Genomic DNA, 19,335 nt, shown 5'->3' with positions numbered 1-19,335 from the left:
CCTACGGAAGGCCCTACTCCCCGCGCAGCCCCCGCATGCGGCCGTACGCGTACACACAGCCCGCGAGCGCCAGGTCCGACAGGAGCATGAAGCCGATCGAGTACGAGCCCTGGGCGCTGTAGATCGCCCCCATCACCAGCGGTGGCACGAAGCCGCCCAGGCCGCCCATCGCGCCGACGATCCCGGTCACGCTGCCCACCTGTGCCTGCGGTGTGACCTGCGACACCAGGGCGAAGATGCTGCCGCTGGAGGTGCCGAGGCCCGCGGCCATGCAGAGCAGCGCGATGGTGCCGACCGGGTTCAGTGGCGGGTCGAATGCCTGGACGATCGCCATCAGGGCGGCCAGGCCGAGCGCCGCCGCCGTGACCACGGCCGGGTGGACGCGGTCCGAGAGCCAGCCGCCGATCGGCCGGAAGACGACGGTGACCAGGGCGAACCCGGCGGCCTTCGTCCCGGCGTCGGTGGGCGACAGGTCGTACCAGGTCTTCAGATACGTGGGCAGGTACACGCCGAACGCGACGATTCCGCCGAAGCCGATCGCGTACAGCGCGGACAGCTCCCAGGTGACCCGGAGCCGTCCGGCGCGGCCCAGCCGGCGGGCCGGCGACTCGGTCGGCACCGGGCGGCCCGGCCGGTCGCTGACCAGCACGGCGGCCAGCGCCGCGTACACCACGAGCGCCGCCGCGACCACCAGGTACGGCAGGTTCCTCCCGTGCTCCGCGATCCGCGGGGTGAAGTACCCGGAGAGCGCCACCCCACCCATGCCCATGCCGAAGACGCCGAGCGCGAGACCGCGTTTGGCGGGCGGGAACCACGAGTTGACCAGCGGGATGCCGATCGCGAACGTGGTGCCGCCCAGCCCCAGCAGAAAGCCCACCACCAGCATTGCGCCGTACGAGTCCCGTGCCGGGATCAGCAGCAGCACCGGCACGACGGTGAGCGCCGAGACCAGCGGGAACATCAGCCGGGCGCCGTACTTGTCGGTGAACGCGCCCGCCGGGATCCGGCCCAGCGAACCGACCAGCACCGGCACCGCCACCAGCAGCGACTGCTCGAACGAGGTCAGCCCCAGCCGCTCCTTGTAGTCGCCGGACAGCGGCGCGATCAGGTTCCAGGCCCAGAAGGTGAGCCCGAACCCGATCGTGGCCATCACGAGATTGCGGTACGCGGCCGAGGACGGCGCGTCGACCGCGGCCGGGGACTGCTTGACCGTTGTGTCCACCCCTCAAGTCAAGGGCGGCCCCCTCCCGGCGGCGCGCCGGAATACGCCGGGCGAGTGATGCCGAACCAGGAGTGACGAATGACTTCAGACACCCAGACAGCGGACAAAGCTGCGACAATCGCAGTATGGACCGTCTGGACAGGGACATCCTCGGCATCCTCCAGGAGGACGCCCGGATCTCGTACCGGGACCTGGGCGAACGGGTCGGGCTCAGCGCCAACGCGGCGGCCGACCGGGTGCGCCGGCTCCGCCGCGACGGGGTGATCCGGGGCTTCACCGTGATCATCGACCCGGCCGCCGACACCCGCACCGGGCTCGTCGTCTTCATCGACGTGTCCCTGCGGATCGACACGACCAACGAGACCTTCGAACGGGCGGTGCTCGCCCTGCCCGGCATCACCGAGGTGGTCCATGTGACCGGCGCCCACGACTACCTCGTACGGGCCGCCGTCGCCGACACCACGGCCCTGGACGGGCTGCTGCGCCGGCTCAAGCGGGAGGCGGGGGTGGCCCACTCCAACACCAGGGTCGCGCTCCGGGCCGCGCCCGCCAGATGACTGCCGGTGGCCGGGCGCCCGCCCTCAGCAGCCGAGCGGGTCGAGGACCATCGGCTCGATCTCCCCGTCCAGCATGGCGCCGAGCCCCATCACCGCGCAGGTGTCCGGCCGCTCGGCGATGTGCACCGGCAGCCCCGTCGCGTTCCGCAGCATCTGGTCGAGGCCGGGCAGCAGCGCGCTCCCGCCGACCATCATGATCCCGCAGTCCACCAGGTCGGCCACCAGGTCGGGCGGGCACTCGCGGAGGATCTTGCCGAGCCCGTCCAGCACGTTGGTGAGCGGGGCGTGGATGGCCTGCCGCACGGCGGCGGTGTCGACCCGCACCGAGCGGGCCAGCCCGGTCGCCACGTCCCGGCCGTGGATCTCGGTGGTGGCGGGTCCCTCCGAGGTCAGCCCGCTGTCGTTGAGCGCCAGTTGGAGCGGGCGCACGGACTGGCTCGGCAGCATCAGCTCGTGGTGCTGGCGCAGATGCTGGATGACCGCGTGGTCGATGGCGTCGCCGCCGACCGGGATGCGCACCGCGCTCACGATCGAGCCGAGCGAGAGCACCGCGATCTGGGTGGTCGCCGCCCCGCACACCATGATCATGGTGGCGGTCGGCTGCTCGACCGGCAGCCCGCAGCCGACCGCCGCCGCGATCAGGGTGTCCACCAGCTCGACCCGGCGGGCGCCGATCCCGACCATCGTCTCCACGGTGGCCCGCTGGGCGAGCGGATCGCTGCCGTGCGGGGTGCAGGCGGCGGCCCGGAGCCGGGGCTTGCGGCGCAACTGGCGGCGGAGCTTGTCGCCGAGGAGGTGGCGCAGCATGCGCTGGGCCATCTCGATGTCGATGACGGTCCCGCCGGTGACCGGCCGGGTCACCTTGATGTAGTCGGGGGTGCGGCCCGTCATCTGCTCGGCGAAGGTGCCGACGGCGATGAGCGATCCGGTACGGGTGTTCACCGCGGCGGCGCTCGGCTCGTCGACGACCAGCCCGAGCCCCTTGACGTACACCCGGGTCCGGGCCGCTCCGAGGTCGACGGCGACATGGCAACGGCGCAACTGCTCAAGACTGACGGCCACGGCAGATCTCCCGGGGGCGCGGACGGAGGTACCGGCGGCCGCCGGTACCTTCGCATCGTGCGCCGCCCGGGGGCGCGCCGCGCGCTGGGCTGAGCCGTAGGAGGGGACCCCGCCGGCCGGGGGCGCCCTCAGGGAATGTCCGGCCCTGCCTCGCCCAGCATCCGGCGCAGCAGGTCCCGCAGCACCGTCCGCTCCGCCTCCGACAGCTCGGCCAGCGGCTCCCGGGCGAAGGTCAGCGAATCGCGCAGCTCCCGCGCCGTCCGCGTGCCCAGCTCCGTCGGCGCGGCCAGCTTCACCCGCCGGTCGGCCGGATCGGGCCGCCGCTCCACCAGACCGCGCACCTCCAGCCGGTCGATGATGCCCGTCACGTTCGACGGCTCGCACTTCAGCTTCCGGGCGATCCGGCGCATCGGCATCGGCTCCACGGCGAGCAGCCCGAGCACCCGGGCCTGCGCGCCGGTGAGCGAGTGGGCGGCGGCCGCCTGGTCGTACTCCTCGTAGTAGCGCGCCACGACGGTGCCGATGAGCTCGACGACCTCAAGGGTCAGCGGGTCTGTACGGGGGAGTGCCATGACACCCAGGATAGCCGGTTGCTTGACAAGGTGAAATATTCAGGCACATTGTTGTTTCACGATCTGAAGTAATTCCGTCCGGAGCCCGGGGCGATCCCCCCGCCCCGCAGGACCCCCAGGACACCGAGGAGAGCCCGAGTCCATGTCAGCAACACTTCCCACGTCCGGCCGTGAATGGCACCTCGTCGCCCGACCGCACGGCTGGCCGAAGGCCGAGGACCTCGCGCTGCGCGAGGCGCCGGTGACGGCCCCCCGCGAAGGCCGGGTCCTGGTCCGCAACCGGTACTTCTCGGTCGATCCGTACATGCGGGGCCGGATGAACGACGTGAAGTCGTACACCCCGCCGTTCAAGCTCGACCACCCGATGGACGGCGGCGCGGTCGGCGAGGTCATCGCGTCGAACGCCGAGGGCATCGCGGTCGGCGACCACGTCCTGCACGGCCTCGGCTGGCGGGAGTACGCCGAGGTCCCCGCCCAGCACGCGGTGAAGGTCGACCCGGCCGTCGCCCCGCTCTCCGCCTACCTCGGAGTGCTCGGGATGACCGGGCTCACCGCCTACGCGGGCCTCTTCGACGTCGCGTCCTTCAAGGAGGGCGACGCGGTCTTCGTCTCCGGCGCGGCCGGGGCGGTCGGCAGCCAGGTCGGCCAGATGGCCCGGATCAAGGGCGCCTCGCGGGTCATCGGCTCGGCCGGCTCCGACGAGAAGGTCAAGCTCCTCGTCGAGGAGTACGGCTTCGACGCGGCCTTCAACTACCACGACGGCCCGGTCGTCGAGCAGCTCCGCGCCGCCGCCCCCGAGGGCATCGACGTCTACTTCGACAACGTCGGCGGCGAGCACCTCGAAGCGGCGATCTCCGCGCTCAACGTGCACGGCCGGGTCACCGTCTGCGGAATGATCGCCCAGTACAACGCGACCGAACCGACCCCCGGCCCGCGCAACCTCGCGCTCGTCATCGGCAAGCGGCTGCGCATCCAGGGCATGCTCGTCGGCGACCACGCCGCGCTCCAGCCGCAGTTCGTGAAGGACGTGGCGGGCTGGCTGGCCTCGGGCGAGCTGAAGTACCGCGAGACCGTCGTCGAGGGCATCGAGAACGGCTTCGACGCCTTCCTCGGCCTGCTCCGCGGCGAGAACACCGGGAAGATGATCGTCTCCCTCGCCTGACGCAGGCATTATTGTCATCCCAGGCCGTCGCGATCGTGGGCGCGAGTCGCGGCGCACAGCAGGAGGAATCCTCAGCATGACCATTCAGGACATCAACGTCCTCTACACCGCCGTCGCCACCGCCGAGAACGGCCGCGACGGCCGGGTCTCGTCCGACGACGGCAACCTCGACGTCGTCGTCAACCCGCCGAAGAGCATGGGCGGCAGCGGTGCCGGCACCAACCCGGAGCAGCTCTTCGCCGCCGGCTACAGCGCCTGCTTCCAGGGCGCGCTGGGCGTGGTGGCCCGTCAGGAGAAGGCGGACATCTCCGGTTCCACCGTGACCGCCGAGGTCTCCATCGGCAAGACCGCCGAGGGCGGCTTCGGGCTGTCGGTCGCGATCCGCGCCACCATCCCGAACGTCGACACCGCCACCGCGCAGGCGCTCGTCGAGAAGGCCCACCAGGTGTGCCCGTACTCGAACGCCACCCGGGGCAACATCGCGGTCGAGCTGTCGGTCGCTTCCTGACCACCCACGCTCGCGGCGTTTCCGAGGGCCGCACCCCCGTACCGGGGTGCGGCCCTCGGGCTGTGCGGCACCGCCAGTACGCTGACGCCATGCGTGATCTAGGGGCGGGCTTCGGCTACTTGATACAGGGGCAGCGCTGGGTCGGCCGGCACGGACGGTGGTTCGGCTTCGGGCTGCTGCCCGGGCTGATCACCCTGGCGCTGTACGCGGCGGCCCTCGTCGGCCTCGGCTACGGCGCCGACGACCTGGTGGACTGGGCGACACCGTTCGCCGACGGCTGGTCCTCGCCCTGGCTCGGCGTCTTCCGCACCACCCTGACCGTGCTGGTCTTCGGCCTCGGCCTCTTCCTCGCCGTGATCACCTTCACCGCGGTGACCCTGCTGGTCGGCCAGCCCTTCTACGAGTCGCTCTCCGAGCAGGTCGACCGCACGGAGGGCGGTGAGGTCCCGGAGTCCGGGCTGCCGCTCTGGCGGGAGCTGTGGATCTCCGCCCGGGACAGCCTCCGCATCCTGGTGCGGGTGGGGCTCTACTCGCTGCTGCTCTTCGCCCTCGGTTTCGTCCCGGTGCTCGGCCAGACGGTGATACCCGTCCTCGGCTTCTGCGTCACGGGCTACTTCCTCACCGAGGAGCTGACCGCCGTCGCGCTCCAGCGCCGCGGCATGGTGCTGCGGGACCGGCTCGCCCTGCTGCGGGGGCGGCGGATGCTGACCCTGGGCTTCGGCGTACCGCTGGGGCTGGCCTTCCTGGTGCCGTTCGTCGCCGTGTTCCTGATGCCGGGCGCCGTCGCCGGGGCCACCCTGCTCGCCCGCGACCTGACGGCCCCGGAGAGCGGGGACGGGGACGGCGACCCCGCCCCGTACACCCTCGACAAGGGCTGACGGCCTACGGGAGCGGCGGCCCGGTCGTGGTGGTACGACGGGCCGCCGGCCCACGGGCTGTCCCGGCGGTACGGCGGGCGGCCCGTCCCGGTCAGGCGCCGTGCACCTCCAGGGCCGAGCGGACCGCCGACTCCAGCGCCCCCTCGATCCAGGCCGGCTTGACCGAGGTGTGGTCGCCCGCGAAGTGCAGCGGACCCTCCACCGCGCGCACATGGGCGAGGAGTTCGGTGTGCTGGCCGGGCAGCAGCACCGACGCCTCCCCGTACGCGTAGGGGTCGCGCATCCACGACTGGGTGGCGCCGACGCCGGTGTAGAACACCTCGATCCGCTGCCCGTACACGTCCTGCACCCCGGCCAGGGTGAGCGGGTAGCGCTCGTCGTCGTCGAGCGAGTCCCACTTCAGGGCGTCGTCGGCCCAGCTGTACGAGGCGAGCAGGACACCGCCCGCACTGCCCTCCACCGGGTGCGAGGGCTGGTACATGAACCGGTTGGCGTTGTCGGTGACCGAGCCGCCGCCGATCACCCGGGCCGCCTCGGGCTGGTCGCGGGCGACGGTCCGGTGCGCCGCGTAGTGCGCCCGCTGACCGGAGGGCAGATGACCGTTCGGGACGGAGGGGTGGGCGCCCAGCAGCGAGCCGTCGGCCGGTGCCCTGCCCTGCCGGTAGGCGTCGTACAGGCCGGGCCTGATCCGGTCCAGCTCCCGCTTCCAGTCCTTCTCCTCGAACTCCCACCAGCGGCGGCTGAATTCGAGCAGGACCTTGGTCGCCGCGTCGTAGTGGACCTCGGTGATCGCCCGCCGCTTGCCGTACGAGAGCGCGGGCGCGACGGGGATGTGGCGCAGCCCGGAGAACGGCACGGTGATGATGGCCCGGTCGCCGCGGAAGGTCTGGCGGACCAGCGGCTTGCCGTCGCGGCCCTCGGAGACCGTCTCGACCTCCACGCCGTGCTCGCCGTGGCTGATCCGGGTGACCCGGCGGTCCAGCTTCACCAGGCCCTTGACCCGCTCGTACATCGCGTCGGCGAGGACGCCGGTGCCGCCGGGCAGCTCGAAGAAGGAGGTGTCCGGGCTGATCAGGGAGGCGCCGATGAAGCTGTGCACGAAGGAGAGGTGGAGCCGGGAGGTCATGTTCTCGACCGAGCCGATCAGGTCGATCGTGCGCTCGTCGAGCTTGGCCGCCTCGGTCAGGAAGCGGAACATCGACCAGTGCCCGTACCGCTGGACGACCCGGGCCCAGCCCTCGACGAGCTCCCGGCCCTCCTTGCCCTCGAACTCCCCGCGCACCGGGGCGAACGCCTCCCGCACGATCTGCGCGGCGGGCTTGTCCTCGAACGCGGCGGGCACGCCGAACGTACGGTTCACCTTCCGGGGGTTCTTCGCGTACTCGGCCTTGCGCATCCGGACGCCGTTGACGTGCAGCCAGGTGTGGTTGACCGGGCGGCCGTGGGCGTCGACGTCCACCAGGTGGAAGGGGCGGCGCTTCAGGCCGAACCCGTCCATCAGCCCGGTGACCAGCGGATGGCTGTCGGGGATGCGCATCGCGCCGGCCTCGGCGTACTGCTTCGGGTCGGCGAACGGTGCCTCGGCGCGCTCGTGGCCGCCCCGGCGGAAGGTCTTGATCCGGCCGCCGACGCGGTTGCCGTTGGCCTCGATGACGGTGACGGTGTGCCCGGCGCGGTGGAGCAGATGGGCGGCGGTGAGCCCGGCCGGGCCCGCCCCGACGATCAGCACCTTCTTGGGGGCCCGGCGGCCGCGCGGCAGCCCCTTGGAGAGCAGGATCTCGCGGTAGCGCGGCACCAACGGCCGGTCCTGGGCGTCGCGTACGAGGATGGCGCGGGCGACGGAGAGGCAGGTCTCCCAGTCCGAACCGGCGGCCGCGGCGGCGAGCGGCGCGGTGTCCGCGGCGGTGCCGGTGGCGGCGTGCGCGGTGCCGGGGCCGGTGGCGGCGGTCACGGCCAGCGCGGCGGCACCGGCGGTGGCGCCCGAGAGCAGGGTACGGCGGGAGGTCAGGCCGGATGACGGGCCTGCGGGCGTGGAAGTCATGCGGTCAACCTTGGGGCGCCCGCCGGGGTGCCCGACGCCCGGACGCGCGTAGACCGGCCCCGAATCACCCGCAGGTGGCGGGGGTTCGGGCATCCCGTCCCCACCGCCCCGCGGCGGGTGTCATGATGAGCGGTTCTCCGGAACTCGGGCTTCCGGAGGGGGAGTTGGGGCATTTGCCCCACCCGGCCCCGTTGTTGCCCCCGGTGTCCGCAGCAGCGTCAGGAAGTCCTCGAAGGCCGCGGGCATGTCCACCGACTCCGGGTCCAGCAGCCACTGGTACTGGAGCCCGTCCAGCACCGCGACCAGCAGCGGGGCCGCGCGCTCCGGGGTCAGCCCGCCCGGCAGCCGCTCGCCGTACTCCGCGCGCAGGATCGCCGCCATGCTCGCCCGGACCTGGGTGTAGCGGCGGGTGAAGAACTCCCGCGCCGGGTGGCCCTCCGTCACGCTCTCGCCCAGCAGCGCCGAGAAGGTCTGGACGATGCCGGGCCGCATCGCGTTGTACTCCACCAGCGAGGCCAGCAGCTCGACCGGCCAGACACCGTCGCTCCGGGAGGAGGCGCCGGGGTCCCACTGGTCGCGCTCCGCCAGCACGGCGAGCAGCAGCGCGTCCTTGGTGGGGAAGTAGTGCAGCAGCCCCTGCTGGCTGAGGCCGACCCGCTCGGCGACGGCGCTCAACGAGGCGCCCCGGTAGCCCCGCTCGGCGATCACCTCCAGCGCCGCCCGGACGATCTCCGCCCGCCGCTCCGTACTTCTGCCCCGCACCATCGCCCCGGCCCCTCTCGGCGCTCGTCCACCCCCGTACGGGGACCGTACGCCATCCCCATAAATAACATAAAGGTAACGAAACCTACTGGTCTACCTGGTCCGGGGTCAGTATGGAGTCGGCACACAGCAACCGAATCCGACAGCACAGAAACCGACGCGGAGGTACGGCCGTGGCAGACGCGCCCACACCCACCCACCCCGACGAGCTCCGCGAGGCGGCGGTCGAAGCGGCGCTCGCCGCGCTGGGGCTCGACGACAAGGCGCGGCTGCTGGCCGGTCAGGACATGTGGTCGCTGCCGGCGCTGCCCGCCGTGGGGCTCGGCCCGCTGGTGATGTCCGACGGGCCGATCGGCGTCCGGGGCGTCGCCTGGAGCGCCGACGACCCTTCCGTGGCCCTGCCCTCGCCGACCGCGCTGGCCGCCACCTGGGACCCCGCCCTGGCCCGCCGCGCCGGCCGGCTGCTCGCCCAGGAGGCCCGCCGCAAGGGCGTCCACGTCCTCCTCGCCCCGACCGTGAACCTCCACCGGTCCCCGCTCGGCGGGCGCCACTTCGAGACGTACAGCGAGGACCCGTACCTCACCGGCGAGATCGGCACCGGCTATGTGCGCGGGGTGCAGGACGGCGGGGTCGGCACCACCGTCAAGCACTACGTCGCCAACGACGCCGAGACGGACCGCTTCACCGTGGACAACGTCGTCGCCCCGCGGACCCTGCGGGAGATCTACCTCGCGCCCTTCGAGCGGATCGTCGCCAACGCCCACCCGTGGGGCATCATGGCCGCCTACAACCGGGTCAACGGCACCACCATGACCGAGCACCACTACCTGCTGAACACGGTGCTGCGCGGCGAATGGGGCTTCGACGGCTGCGTCGTCTCCGACTGGCTGGCCGCCCGCTCCACCGCCGCCACCGCCTACGGCGGCCTCGACATCGCCATGCCCGGCCCGAAGACGGTGTACGGCAAGGCCCTCGCCGAGGCGGTACGGGCCGGAGAGGTCGCGGAGTCCGTCGTCGACGGCGCCGTCCGCAACGTGCTGCGGCTGGCCGCCCGCGTCGGCCTCCTGGACGGAGCCCCGCCCGCCGTCGCCCCGGCCGACCTCCCGGCGGAGACCGACGGCGACGCGCTGGCCCGCGAGATCGCCCGCCGCTCCTTCGTTCTGGTGCGCAACGAGACGCGCGACGGGCGCCCCGCCCTCCCCGTCGACCCGGCGGCCGTCCGCACCGTCGCGGTCAGCGGGGCCCTCGCCCGCGACGCCCGGGTCCTCGGCGGCGGCTCCGCCCAGGTCTTCCCCGACCATGTCGTCACCCCGCTCGACGGCCTGCGCGCCGCCCTCCCCGAAGGCACCGTCGACTACCGCGTCGGCGCCGACCCCAACACCGAACTCACCCCCGCCGACCAGGGCTTCGAGCTGCGCGCCGTCTGCTACGACGCGACCGGCGCCGTCCTCGGCTCCGCACCGCTGCCCGGCGGCACCGTCCAGTGGATCGGCGACGACCTCCCCGAAGGCGTCACCCGAGCCGCCCTGCACAGCGTCGAGATCACCGGAACCTTCGTCCCGCGCGACAGCGGCGAGCACGTCTTCGGCACCCGGGGCACCGGCGCGCTCACCCTCACCGTCGCGGGCGAGACCCTGTACGACGAGGTGCACCGGGTCGTCTCCGCCGACCCCGGCGAGGCGTTCTTCGGCAACCCGCTGGAGCGCGGCCGGACCACCCTCACCGCCGGCGAGCCCGTCGAGGTCTCGCTGCGCCAGCTCCCCGAGACCCTCGGCGACGACGCGCCGGTCCTGGGCGTCTCGTTCGCCCTCTGCCACCTCGGCCCGCGCCGCGACCCGGCCGAACTGATCGCCGAGGCCGTGGAGTCGGCCCGCGCCGCCGACACCGCGATCGTCGTCGTCGGCACCACCGAACGCGTCGAGTCCGAGGGCTTCGACCGCACCGACCTGCGCCTCCCCGGCCACCAGGACGAGCTGGTCCACGCCGTCGCCGCCGCCAACCCGAACACCGTGGTGATCGTCAACTCCGGTTCCCCGGTGGAGCTTCCGTGGCGCGAGGAGGTCGCCGCCGTGCTGCTCGCCTGGTTCCCGGGACAGGAGGCGGGACACGCGCTGGCCGACGTCCTGCTCGGCGCCGCCGAACCGGGCGGCCGGCTCCCCACCACCTGGCCGGTGGCCCTCGCCGACGTACCGGTCGCGAACACCACCCCCACCGGCGGCCGACTCCCGTACGACGAAGGCGTCTTCGTCGGCTACCGGGCCTGGGAGAGGGCCGGCGCCACGCCCGCCTACCCGTTCGGCCACGGACTCGGCTACACCACCTGGGCGTACGAGAGCCTCACCGCGGGCCCGGACACGGCCACCGTGCGCGTCCGCAACACCGGCACCCGGCCGGGCGCCGAGACCGTCCAGATCTACCTGGCGCCCCGCCAGGACACCGCGGACCGCCCGGCCCGCAGGCTCGTCGGCTTCGCCCGCGCCGAGGCGGCGCCCGGCGAGAGCGCCGAGGTGACGATCGCCCTGGACCCGCGCGGCTACGAGATCTGGGACGAGGACGCGTACGGCTGGACCCGGCTGCCCGGCGGCTACGAGGTCCAGGCGACCCGCTCGCTCGCCGACGTACGCCTGACGGCGGCCGTGGAGATCGGCGGGTAACGGGCCTCAGCGCACCGAGAAGCCGTACACCGTCGTCGAGACGGACTCCTCGCCCGGCCGGAGCACCGTGCTCGGGAACTCCGGCCGGTTCGGGGAGTCCGGGAAGTGCTGGGTCTCCAGCGCGACCCCGGCGCACGGGCCGAACGGGCGCCCGTCGAAGTGGTCCGCCGTGTAGAGCTGGAGCCCCGGCTCCGTCGTCGTCACCGTCAGCACCCGCCCCGAGCCCGCGTCGTACAGCTCGGCCGCCGGGCCCGCGCCCGGCGCGTCCAGCACGAAGTTGTGGTCGTAGCCCGCACCGACCGGCACCGGCTCGCGGAAGTCGAACCGGGTCCCGGCCACCGGCAGCAGCTCACCGGTCGGCAGCGACTCGGCGTCCACCGGGGTGATCCGCCCGGCCGCGATCCGCAGCACCTGCCCCAGCGCGCTGCCGCCGCCCGCACCCGCCAGGTTCCAGTACGTGTGGTTCGTCAGGTTCAGCACGGTCGGCGCGTCGGTCGTCGCCCGATAGGTGATCCGCAGCGCCCCGCCCGCCTCCAGGGTGTACGCGGCACGCACCGCCAGGCGGCCCGGAAAGCCCTCCTCGCCGTCCTCGGAGACCAGCGACAGCTCGACACCGTCCGCCACCTCGTCGGCCCGCCAGACGCGCTTGTCGAAGCCGACGGCCCCGCCGTGCACCTGGTTGCGCCCCTCGTTCGGCGTCAGCCGGTACGTCCGCCCGTCCAGCTCGAAGCGGGCCCCGCCGATCCGGTTCGCGTACCGCCCGACCAGCGCGCCGAAGTACGGGCCGGTGAACGTCCGGTACCCGTCCAGGTCCGGCAGCCCGAGCGCGATCTCCGCCCGCGCCCCGTCCCGGTCCGGCACCTCGACCGACTGGACGATCCCGCCGTACGTCAGCACCCGCACCCGCGTGCCGTCCCGCTCCAGCGTCCAGCGGTGCACCGGAGTGCCGTCCGCGAGAGTGCCGAAACCGTCCGCCCGTACCGCCGTACCCGAACCCGAACCCGTGATCATGATCCGCAAGCTTATGCGGGAGGCCGGGCGGCGGTGACGTTGCGGTAGGCGATCTCCGCCAGCCGGGCCTGCCCGTCGCGCCCCGGATGGAACCAGTCCCACCGGCTGAGCTGCCGACCGGTGAACGGGTAGTCGAAGACCGCGCCGCCGTCGTAGCGGCAGAGCCGGTCCTTCCCGCAGACCTCCCGGAGCACCTCGTTGTACGCCACCACCCGCTCCCGCACCTCCGCGCGCCGGGCCGTCGCCTCCGGGCCCAGGTCGTCGGCGCCGCCCAGCATCGACGGGCAGATCCCCAGCTTCCAGATCTGCTTGCCCAGCGCGTTGTCGCGCCCCGTCGACCAGAGCCGCTTGAGGTCCGGCACGCTCGACACGTACACCTGCGCCTTGGGCGCACCGGCCCGCAGCTGCCGCATCGACGCCTCGAACGAGCTGCGGAAATCGGCCACCGGGGTCATGTGCCGGACGGAGTCCCGGCAGGCGTCGTTGGCGCCGATCATCACCGTCACCAGATCGGGCCGCTCCTGCGCGGCCAGCGCCATCTGCTCCGGCAGCTGCGCCATCCGGGCCCCCGTCCGGGCGTGGTTCCAGCTCTGCGAGGCGGCCTTCGTGCCGCCGAGCAGCCGCACCGCCAGGCTGCGCACCTCGCCGTCGGTGCCGGTCGCCCAGGAGACCTCCGGGCAGTCCGCCAGCACCGAGCAGGCGTCGAAGCCCCGGGTGATGGAGTCGCCCACCGCGGCCACCGATCCCGGCTTCCGGTCCCAGACCGGTGCGGGCCGGGCGGCGGCCCCCTTCGTCGTGCTCTCTGCACCGGAGTCGCAACCGGCCAGCGCCGCCGTACCGAGCAGCCAGGCCGCCGCCAGCAGGGCCGCGGCGGCACGGGGACGGCCGGCGGCGGTACGCGGACGGGCGGCAGCGGTGTGCGGACGGGCGGCGGCGCTGTGCGGACGGTGGCGGGAAGAGCGGTCCTGCATGCCGTGGTCCCCTCGGTTATGCCCCCGGCAACCCCTGGTGGCACCGGTCGGAAGGCCCCGACGCCCTGGCGGGTGAAAGCTGAGCGAAGGAAGGGCCCAGGACCGACCGTACGTCACACCGGGGCCCCCGCCGCGCGGTAGCTTTTCCTCGTCGGACCGGCGGCGCTGTCCCCCACTCGGCTCCACTTGAGTGGCTTTCCGGAAATCACACCACGTCACATACTGTCCTTTTTCAGGAGCTTCACCCCGATGCTGTTTACTGATGACAACCTCGGGATCCGGCCGATAATCGACGGTTCGGACGCGAGGCCGCAGGAGAAGACGAACTTCGTTCCACACTGGAGGTCCCGGTGACGACACGTGGAGTTCTGTACGTTCACTCCGCACCGCGCGCGCTCTGCCCCCACGTCGAATGGGCGGTCGGGGGTGTTCTCGGCGTCCGGGTCCAGCTCGACTGGATCAGACAGCCCGCCGCGCCCGGCACCTGGCGGTCCGAGTTCTCCTGGCAGGGCCGCGCCGGCACGGCGTCCAAGCTGGCCTCCGCGCTGCGGGGCTGGGACATGCTGCGCTTCGAGGTGACGGCCGAGCCGAGCGCCACGGCGGAGGGCGAGCGCTACAGCTCCACGCCGGGCCTGGGCATCTTCCACGCCGTCACCGGGGTCCACGGCGACATCCTGGTGCCCGAGGACCGGTTGCGGGCCGCGCTGGCCCGCTCGAAGCAGGGCGAGAGCGATCTGGCGGCCGAGATCGCCAAGCTTCTCGGCAAGCCCTGGGACGACGAGCTGGAGTCCTTCCGGCACGCGGGCGAGGGCGCCCCGGTCCGCTGGCTCCACCAGGTGGTCTGAGCAGGACACGGCCGAGGCCCGCCTCCCCACGCGCGGGGAAGGCGGGCCTCGGCCGTGTGCCGGTGCGCGGGCCGGGAGAACCGGACCGCGAGGCGGGTCAGACGCTGCGGAAGGCCAGCACCACGTTGTGGCCGCCGAAGCCGAACGAGTTGTTGATCGCGGCGATCGAGCCCTGCGGCAGCGGCCGGGGCGTGTCGCGCACGATGTCCGCGTCCACGTCCTCGTCGAGCTGGTCGACGTTGATCGTCGGCGGGGCCATCCGGTTGACCAGCGCCAGCACCGTCGCGACGGTCTCGATGCCGCCCGCGCCGCCGAGGAGGTGACCGGTCATCGACTTCGTGGCCGAGATCGCGACGTGGTCGAGGTCGTCGCCCAGGACCTTGCGCAGCGCCTTCACCTCGGCGATGTCGCCCTGCGGGGTCGAGGTGGCGTGCGCGTTGAGGTGCACGACCTCGGACGGCTTGAGGTCCGAGTGGTCCAGCAGGTCCTCCAGCGCGGCGGCGATGCCCCGGCCGGTCGGCTCGGGCTGCGCGATGTGGTGGGCGTCGGCGGAGAGGCCCTGGCCCAGCACCTCGCAGTAGACCTTGGCGCCGCGCGCGGCGGCGTGCTCCGCGGACTCCAGGACCACGACCCCGGCACCCTCGCCGAGGACGAAGCCGTCACGGCCGGTGTCGTACGGGCGGGAGGCCTTCTGGGGCTCCTCGTTGTTCTTGGACATCGCCATCATGTTGGCGAACGCGACGATGGGCAGTGGGTGGATCGCCGCCTCGGTGCCACCGGCGAGGACCACGTCGGCGCGGCCGGTGCGGATCATCTCGACCGCGTACCCGATCGCCTCGGCGCCCGAGGCGCAGGCCGAGACCGGCGTGTGCACACCGGCGCGGGCGTTGACCTCCAGGCCGACGTTGGCCGCCGGGCTGTTGGGCATGAGCATGGGAACGGTGTGCGGGGAGACGCGGCGTACGCCCTTCTCCTTGAGCACGTCGTACTGGTCGAGCAGGGTGGTCACACCGCCGATGCCGGAGGCGATGACCGCGCCCAGCCGCTCGGGCCGGACCTTCTCGTCCTCGTCGCCGGCCCGGCCGGTGTAACCGGCGTCGTTCCACGCCTCGCGGGCCGCGATCAGCGCGAACTGCGCCGAGCGGTCCAGCTTGCGGGCGAGCGGACGGGGCAGTACGTCGCCCGGGTCGACGGCCGCGCGGGCCGCGATCCGGACGGGCAGCTCGGCGAAACGTTCGCCCTCGAGGGGCCTGACACCGGAACGACCGGCCATCAGACCTTCCCAGGTCGACGCCGAGTCGCCACCCAGCGGAGTGGTTGCGCCGATACCGGTGACGACCACGGTGCGATTGGTCGAGTTCACTGGAAAATCTTCTCCACGTGTAGAGGGTCGTGAATCAGCGGCGCCACCGCCGGGTGGCGACACAGGGGCAGGCCGGATCAGGCCTGGTGCTTCAGGATGTAGTCGGCGGCGTCGCCGACCGTCTTGAGGTTCTTGACGTCCTCGTCGGGGATCTTCACGTCGAAGCGCTCCTCGGCGGCGACGACGACCTCGACCATGGACAGCGAGTCGACGTCCAGGTCGTCGGTGAACGACTTGTCCAGCTTGACGTCCTCGGTCGGGATGCCGGCGATCTCGTTGACGATGTCGGCGAGGCCCTCGACGATCTGATCCTGGGTGTGAGCCATTTTGACGCTCCTTAGAGGTTTAGTAGCAGGTTGAGGCTGGTGGGACCGAACGGCCCGGTGTGCCTAGGGGAGGGTAACGACCGTCGCGGCGTAGACGAGACCCGCCCCGAAGCCGATGACGAGAGCGGTGTCGCCGCTCTTCGCCTGACCAGTCGCCAGAAGCCGCTCCATGGCGAGCGGGATCGAGGCGGCGGAGGTGTTGCCGGTGGTCTCCACGTCGCGGGCGACGACCACGTTCTCCGGCAGCTTCAGGGTCTTCACCATCGAGTCGATGATCCGCATGTTGGCCTGGTGCGGGATGAAGACGTCCAGGTCCTGCGGGGCGATCCCTGCCGCGTCCAGCGCCTGCTGGGCGACCTTGGCCATCTCGAAGACGGCCCAGCGGAAGACCGCCTGGCCCTCCTGCGTGATGGCCGGGAACTTGACGTTCCCCTCGGCGTCCAGCGGCAGCTGGAACCCGTCGCCGGAACGGAACGCGTCCCAGGCGACGGTCTGCTTGATGGTCTCGGACTTGTCGCCCTCGGAGCCCCAGACGGTCGGGCCGATGGCCGGCACCTTGGAGGGGCCGACGACGACCGCGCCGGCGCCGTCGCCGAACAGGAAGGCCGTTGCACGGTCCGACTTGTCGGTGAGGTCGCTCAACCGTTCCACGCCTATGACCAGCACGTACTCCGCCGAACCCTCGACGATCATGCCCTTGGCGAGGGTCAGCCCGTAGCCGAAGCCCGCGCAACCGGCCGAGATGTCGAAGGCGGCGGGCCTGCCCGCGCCGACCAGGTGGGCGATCTCGGTCGCGATGGCCGGGGTCTGCTTGAAGTGCGAGACGGTGGAGACGATCACGGCACCGATCTGCTCGGGCGAGATCCCGGCGTCCGCGATGGCCTTGCCGGACGCCTCGACGGACATCGCGGCCACGGTCTCCTCCTCGGAGGCCCAGTGGCGGGTGGCGATGCCCGAACGCGAGCGGATCCACTCGTCGGACGAGTCGATCGTTTCGAGGATCACCTCGTTGGGCACGACCCGGGTCGGCCGGTAGCCGCCGACCCCCATGATCCGTGCGTACGGGGCGCCCTGGCTGGGCTTGATCTTCGACATCTCTCTCGCTCCTTAGGCGCCCGCGTGCTCGGCGATGAGAGCACGGGCCGCGTCGAGGTCGTCGGGGGTCTTGAGCGCGACCGTCTTCACACCGGGCAGCGCGCGCTTCGCGAGCCCCGTGAGCGTGCCGCCGGGGCACGCCTCGACGAGCGCCGTGACACCCAACTCCTTGAAGGTCTCCATGCACAGGTCCCAGCGGACCGGGTTGGCGACCTGGCCGACCAGCCGCGAGAGGACCTCGTCACCGGTGGCGACGGCCTTGCCGTCGGCGTTCGACACGTACGTCACGGCCGGGTCGGCGGGGGTCAGCGCCGCGGCGGCCTCGCGCAGCCGCTCGACGGCGGGGGCCATGTGGTGCGTGTGGAAGGCGCCGGCGACCTTGAGCGGGACCACCCGGCGCACCCCCTCCGGCGGGGCGGCGACCAGCGCGGCGATCTGCTCGGCGGTGCCCGCGGCCACGATCTGGCCGGCGCCGTTGACGTTGGCCGGGGTCAGCCCCAGCTTCTCCAGGTGCGCGACCGAGGTGTCGGGGTCACCGCCCAGCAGGGCGGCCATGCCGGTCTCGGTGACCGCGGCGGCATCGGCCATCGCGAGCCCGCGGGTACGGACGAGGCGGAGGGCGTCCTCCTCGCCGATGACCCCGGCGAGGGCGGCGGCGGTGATCTCACCCACGCTGTGCCCCGCGACGACGGCCGGCGACGCGCCGAGCGCGGCGGCGGACAGCAGCCCCGCGGCGACCAGCAGCGGCTGCGCCACCGAGGTGTCACGGATCGCCTCCGCGTCGGCCTCGGTGCCGTAGTGGACGAGATCGAGCCCGATGGCGTCCGACCAGGCCGCGACGCGGTCCGCGGCACCGGGGAGGTCGAGCCAGGGGGTCAGGAAGCCGGGCGTCTGAGCGCCTTGGCCAGGAGCGACGAGTACGAGCACCCTCACACTCTCTCTTGTGAACGGTTCCGAAGACCCGTGGGGACAGGGACGAAGAACGGTAGGGGGAATTGTTGAGGTCCGACAAAAGTTTAGGGCTGCTGATCCCGGGCGGCCAAGCGCCCCAGAATCAGGGCGATCCGCAGCGTGAAGGCCGAGCGGACATCGGACGGCGACCACCCGGTGACGTCCGTCACACGTCGCAGCCGGTAGCGCACGGTGTTCGGGTGGACGAAGAGCATCCTGGCCGCGCCTTCCAGACTGCTCGCCTGCTCCAGATAGACACTCAACGTTTCGAGCAGCGCGGATCCCGCTTCCTCCAGCGGTCTGTAGATCTCCTCCACCAGCTGATCGCGTGCGGCCGGATCGCCCGCCATCGCCCGCTCCGGGAGCAGGTCGTCGGCGAGCACCGGGCGGGGGGCGTCCTGCCAGGCGCAGGACGCCTTGAGCCCGGCCGCCGCCGCCTGCGCGGACCGGGTCGCCGCCAGCAGGTCCGGCACCACCGGACCGGCCACCACCGGACCCGCCGCATACGGGCCGATCAGCGCCTTCGCCACGTGTATCGGGTTGTTGCTGCCCCCCGCGATGACCACCAGCCGGTTCCCCAGCACCCCGGTCAGGACCTGGAGCTTCGCGTGCCGGGCGGCCCGCCGGATCGCCTCCACGGTCAGCTCGCTGTCCCCGTCCGGGGCGGTGCCGAGCACCACGCACACGTGCTCGGGGGAGTTCCAGCCGAGCGCCGCCGCCCGCGACACCGCGCCCTCGTCGGCCTCGCCGGACAGCACCGCGTTGACCACCAGCGACTCCAGCCGGGCGTCCCAGGCGCCGCGCGCCTCGGCGGCCTGGGCGTACACCTGGGCGGTCGCGAAGGCGATCTCCCGGGCGTAGACGAGCAGCGCCTCGCGCAGCACCGACTCGTCGCCGGGCGCCGCGACCTCCTCGATCGCGGCCTCCATCACCTCGATCGTGGTCCGCACCATCTCGACGGTCTGCCGCAGCGTGATCGCCCGGGTCAGCTCGCGCGGAGCCGTCCCGAACACATCGGTGGAGATCGCCTGCGGGGTCTCCGGATGCCGGAACCACTCGGTGAACGCCGCGATACCGGCCTGGGCCACCAGGCCGATCCAGGACCGGTTCTCCGGGGGCATCGCCCGGTACCACGGCAGCGACTCGTCCATGCGGGCGATCGCGTTCGCGGCGAGCCGGCCGGACGACTGCTCCAGACGTTTCAGGGTCGCCGCGTGCAGATGGGCGGCGGTGGCATCGGGCTGCTCAGGATCGGGTCGGGACACGCAGACAAGACTGCCTCATCCGACGACGGACACGGAGCGCCGGGGCCGCCACGGGGTGTACCGGCGGGTAGGGAGCCCCCGGGGCGATCC

General features: G+C 72.6%; 18 protein-coding genes. 6 read left to right on the top strand and 12 right to left on the bottom strand.

Going from position 1 to position 19,335, the window contains the following annotated elements:
* Nucleotides 1–13: 13 nt before the first annotated feature.
* Nucleotides 14–1,222, bottom strand: a complete 1,209-nt coding sequence (locus ACF08W_RS09720) for an MFS transporter (RefSeq protein ID WP_385204422.1) — start codon at nt 1,220–1,222, stop codon at nt 14–16.
* 125 nt (nt 1,223–1,347) lie between these two features.
* Here ACF08W_RS09720 and ACF08W_RS09715 point away from each other — a divergent pair, with 125 nt between their 5' ends.
* Nucleotides 1,348–1,779 (top strand): Lrp/AsnC family transcriptional regulator, encoded by a 432-nt coding sequence (locus tag ACF08W_RS09715; protein ID WP_385204425.1) that lies wholly within the window; start codon nt 1,348–1,350, stop codon nt 1,777–1,779.
* A 24-nt stretch (nt 1,780–1,803) separates the two neighbouring features.
* On the opposite strand, the gene ACF08W_RS09710 is transcribed toward ACF08W_RS09715, so the two are convergent.
* Complete coding sequence (locus ACF08W_RS09710; RefSeq protein ID WP_392278960.1) at nt 1,804–2,841, bottom strand: rod shape-determining protein; 1,038 nt, start codon at nt 2,839–2,841, stop codon at nt 1,804–1,806.
* 128 nt (nt 2,842–2,969) lie between these two features.
* Entirely contained in the window at nt 2,970–3,413 is a 444-nt protein-coding gene (locus ACF08W_RS09705; protein WP_392278959.1) for a MarR family winged helix-turn-helix transcriptional regulator, read from the bottom strand.
* A gap of 142 nt (nt 3,414–3,555) precedes the next feature.
* On the opposite strand from ACF08W_RS09705, the gene ACF08W_RS09700 reads away from it, so the two are divergent.
* From ACF08W_RS09700 to ACF08W_RS09690, 3 genes are all read left to right on the top strand, one after another.
* On the top strand, nt 3,556–4,575 hold the full coding sequence (locus ACF08W_RS09700; protein WP_392278958.1) for an NADP-dependent oxidoreductase: 1,020 nt from the start codon (nt 3,556–3,558) through the stop codon (nt 4,573–4,575).
* 76 nt (nt 4,576–4,651) lie between these two features.
* Nucleotides 4,652–5,083: an organic hydroperoxide resistance protein gene (locus ACF08W_RS09695; protein ID WP_352275146.1), complete on the top strand. Its 432-nt coding sequence runs from the start codon at nt 4,652–4,654 to the stop codon at nt 5,081–5,083.
* An 89-nt stretch (nt 5,084–5,172) separates the two neighbouring features.
* Nucleotides 5,173–5,961, top strand: a complete 789-nt coding sequence (locus ACF08W_RS09690; protein ID WP_352275144.1) for an EI24 domain-containing protein — start codon at nt 5,173–5,175, stop codon at nt 5,959–5,961.
* Nucleotides 5,962–6,052: 91 nt separating this feature from the next.
* Here ACF08W_RS09690 and ACF08W_RS09685 read toward each other — a convergent pair whose 3' ends face one another.
* Both ACF08W_RS09685 and ACF08W_RS09680 read right to left on the bottom strand, forming a co-directional pair.
* Nucleotides 6,053–8,002: a flavin monoamine oxidase family protein gene (locus tag ACF08W_RS09685; protein ID WP_392278957.1), complete on the bottom strand. Its 1,950-nt coding sequence runs from the start codon at nt 8,000–8,002 to the stop codon at nt 6,053–6,055.
* Nucleotides 8,003–8,122: 120 nt separating this feature from the next.
* Nucleotides 8,123–8,767: a TetR/AcrR family transcriptional regulator gene (locus tag ACF08W_RS09680; protein ID WP_392278956.1), complete on the bottom strand. Its 645-nt coding sequence runs from the start codon at nt 8,765–8,767 to the stop codon at nt 8,123–8,125.
* A 170-nt stretch (nt 8,768–8,937) separates the two neighbouring features.
* Here ACF08W_RS09680 and ACF08W_RS09675 point away from each other — a divergent pair, with 170 nt between their 5' ends.
* Nucleotides 8,938–11,418 carry a glycoside hydrolase family 3 protein gene (locus ACF08W_RS09675; RefSeq protein ID WP_392278955.1) on the top strand — a complete coding sequence of 827 codons (2,481 nt, stop codon included), beginning with the start codon at nt 8,938–8,940 and terminating at the stop codon, nt 11,416–11,418.
* Nucleotides 11,419–11,424: 6 nt separating this feature from the next.
* On the opposite strand, the gene ACF08W_RS09670 is transcribed toward ACF08W_RS09675, so the two are convergent.
* A complete protein-coding gene (locus tag ACF08W_RS09670; protein ID WP_392278954.1) occupies nt 11,425–12,429 on the bottom strand; it encodes an aldose epimerase family protein in 1,005 nt (334 codons plus the stop codon).
* An 11-nt stretch (nt 12,430–12,440) separates the two neighbouring features.
* On the bottom strand, nt 12,441–13,400 hold the full coding sequence (locus tag ACF08W_RS09665; RefSeq protein WP_392278953.1) for an SGNH/GDSL hydrolase family protein: 960 nt from the start codon (nt 13,398–13,400) through the stop codon (nt 12,441–12,443).
* A gap of 350 nt (nt 13,401–13,750) precedes the next feature.
* Between ACF08W_RS09665 and ACF08W_RS09660 the strand changes: the two genes are divergently transcribed.
* A complete protein-coding gene (locus ACF08W_RS09660; RefSeq protein ID WP_352275136.1) occupies nt 13,751–14,245 on the top strand; it encodes a DUF3145 domain-containing protein in 495 nt (164 codons plus the stop codon).
* A gap of 97 nt (nt 14,246–14,342) precedes the next feature.
* Here ACF08W_RS09660 and fabF read toward each other — a convergent pair whose 3' ends face one another.
* The 5 genes from fabF to ACF08W_RS09635 form a co-directional block, all read right to left on the bottom strand.
* Entirely contained in the window at nt 14,343–15,608 is a 1,266-nt protein-coding gene (gene fabF, locus ACF08W_RS09655) for a beta-ketoacyl-ACP synthase II (RefSeq protein ID WP_392278952.1), read from the bottom strand.
* A 77-nt stretch (nt 15,609–15,685) separates the two neighbouring features.
* On the bottom strand, nt 15,686–15,934 hold the full coding sequence (locus ACF08W_RS09650; RefSeq protein ID WP_352275134.1) for an acyl carrier protein: 249 nt from the start codon (nt 15,932–15,934) through the stop codon (nt 15,686–15,688).
* 63 nt (nt 15,935–15,997) lie between these two features.
* Nucleotides 15,998–17,029, bottom strand: coding sequence for a ketoacyl-ACP synthase III (locus ACF08W_RS09645; RefSeq protein WP_352275133.1), 1,032 nt, complete (start codon nt 17,027–17,029; stop codon nt 15,998–16,000).
* A gap of 12 nt (nt 17,030–17,041) precedes the next feature.
* A complete protein-coding gene (locus ACF08W_RS09640; RefSeq protein ID WP_352275132.1) occupies nt 17,042–17,956 on the bottom strand; it encodes an ACP S-malonyltransferase in 915 nt (304 codons plus the stop codon).
* 89 nt (nt 17,957–18,045) lie between these two features.
* Nucleotides 18,046–19,245, bottom strand: a complete 1,200-nt coding sequence (locus tag ACF08W_RS09635) for a helix-turn-helix domain-containing protein (RefSeq protein ID WP_352275131.1) — start codon at nt 19,243–19,245, stop codon at nt 18,046–18,048.
* Nucleotides 19,246–19,335 lie beyond the last annotated feature (90 nt).

Origin of the sequence: Streptomyces sp. NPDC015144 (genome assembly GCF_043079735.1) — a bacterium.
In the GTDB taxonomy this organism is placed as follows: domain Bacteria; phylum Actinomycetota; class Actinomycetes; order Streptomycetales; family Streptomycetaceae; genus Streptomyces.
Note: the sequence above shows the minus strand (reverse complement) of the source record. Positions and strands in the feature narration are given on the sequence as shown.

What these genes read in the sequence shown, in the direction of transcription:
- ACF08W_RS09715 (WP_385204425.1), top strand. Translation starts at nt 1,348, where the DNA reads ATGGACCGTCTGGACAGGGACATCCTCGGCATCCTCCAGGAGGACGCC.
- ACF08W_RS09705 (WP_392278959.1), bottom strand. Translation starts at nt 3,413, where the DNA reads ATGGCACTCCCCCGTACAGACCCGCTGACCCTTGAGGTCGTCGAGCTC.
- ACF08W_RS09700 (WP_392278958.1), top strand. Translation starts at nt 3,556, where the DNA reads ATGTCAGCAACACTTCCCACGTCCGGCCGTGAATGGCACCTCGTCGCC.
- ACF08W_RS09695 (WP_352275146.1), top strand. Translation starts at nt 4,652, where the DNA reads ATGACCATTCAGGACATCAACGTCCTCTACACCGCCGTCGCCACCGCC.
- ACF08W_RS09690 (WP_352275144.1), top strand. Translation starts at nt 5,173, where the DNA reads ATGCGTGATCTAGGGGCGGGCTTCGGCTACTTGATACAGGGGCAGCGC.
- ACF08W_RS09685 (WP_392278957.1), bottom strand. Translation starts at nt 8,002, where the DNA reads ATGACTTCCACGCCCGCAGGCCCGTCATCCGGCCTGACCTCCCGCCGT.
- ACF08W_RS09680 (WP_392278956.1), bottom strand. Translation starts at nt 8,767, where the DNA reads ATGGTGCGGGGCAGAAGTACGGAGCGGCGGGCGGAGATCGTCCGGGCG.
- ACF08W_RS09670 (WP_392278954.1), bottom strand. Translation starts at nt 12,429, where the DNA reads ATGATCACGGGTTCGGGTTCGGGTACGGCGGTACGGGCGGACGGTTTC.
- ACF08W_RS09665 (WP_392278953.1), bottom strand. Translation starts at nt 13,400, where the DNA reads ATGCAGGACCGCTCTTCCCGCCACCGTCCGCACAGCGCCGCCGCCCGT.
- ACF08W_RS09650 (WP_352275134.1), bottom strand. Translation starts at nt 15,934, where the DNA reads ATGGCTCACACCCAGGATCAGATCGTCGAGGGCCTCGCCGACATCGTC.
- ACF08W_RS09645 (WP_352275133.1), bottom strand. Translation starts at nt 17,029, where the DNA reads ATGTCGAAGATCAAGCCCAGCCAGGGCGCCCCGTACGCACGGATCATG.